This window comes from Pseudobutyrivibrio sp. OR37, from assembly GCF_900113655.1.
Lineage (GTDB): Bacteria > Bacillota > Clostridia > Lachnospirales > Lachnospiraceae > Pseudobutyrivibrio.
Window position 1 is genome coordinate 1 of record NZ_FOQF01000078.1, and the last position, 1,081, is coordinate 1,081.

Genomic DNA, 1,081 nt, shown 5'->3' on the forward strand with positions numbered 1-1,081 from the left:
TGATATGCCCCCTGTCAAGTAGACAGGTTAAATATCTAAATGGAATGTTTAGTGAATGACCATACTTTATATGAAGTATGGTCATTTTTCTATGCACACCATTTTTCTTTATATTTTTTTATTCGTTTGTTTTCAGGAATTGGATATTCCGTTGGTACTACGGCCGATAAAGCTTCCATTCTTACCTCAAATGGAGTTTTGCAATCATATCGTTCTTGAATTCGTTCTTCAGCATAGAATCTTAAGTAATCTTTAATTGCATGTCTTAGAGATTCTTCGTCTACGATTTTGTACATTGCATACATTTCAGTTTTGATTATTCCCCAGAAACCTTCTGTTGGTCCGTTATCAATACAATGGCCTACTCTAGACATCGATTGTGATATCTCTTGATTTGCAAGTTTTTCCTGAAAGACTTTACTAGTATATTGAAATCCTCGATCGCTATGAAATATTGGTTTGGCATCTGGATTAGCCTTGATTGCTTTGTCAAATGTTTTAAATACTAATCTATTATCATTTCTACAACTTATTACATATGAAACAGGATAGCGATCATATAGATCAATTATGGCGCTTAGATACAACTTCTTCTTTTCTCCTGGAACTTTAAACTCGGTTACATCTGTTGCCCATTTTTGATTTGGTGCAGTTGCATAGAAATCTCTTTGAAGAATGTTTTCAGCTACAGCCTGTGGTGTTGAAGATAAATATTTTTTCTTTTTCTTTCTGATAACAGAATGAACATTTAACTTCTTCATTATCCTGTGAACACGTTTTTTACTATAATTCGTGTGATTAAAATGATTAATCCAAGAGGCCATTCTTCGATAGCCTAAGATATGATTAAAATGCTCATCATACTCTTTAATAAGATTTGCTAGTTCAATATTTTCCTGTTCTTGAATAGGTATTTCTCTATGCAACCATTTATAATAAGCAGCTCTTGAAACAGATAACTGCTTACACATCCAGTTAATACTCCAGCCTTTGTTTTCATAAAAGTATTTAATTGCCATATACTTTGATTCATAGCGTTGTTTGCCGAGCCTCACATCCCTTCGAATTCTTTCACTTTTTT

The 1,081-nt window shown here is 33.0% G+C and carries 1 protein-coding gene; it reads right to left on the reverse strand.

Annotated elements, in window-relative coordinates:
* Positions 1–89 precede the first annotated feature (89 nt).
* The coding region (locus BM097_RS15970) for an IS3 family transposase (protein WP_143085015.1) at positions 90–1,081 on the reverse strand (992 nt) is incomplete at its 5' end.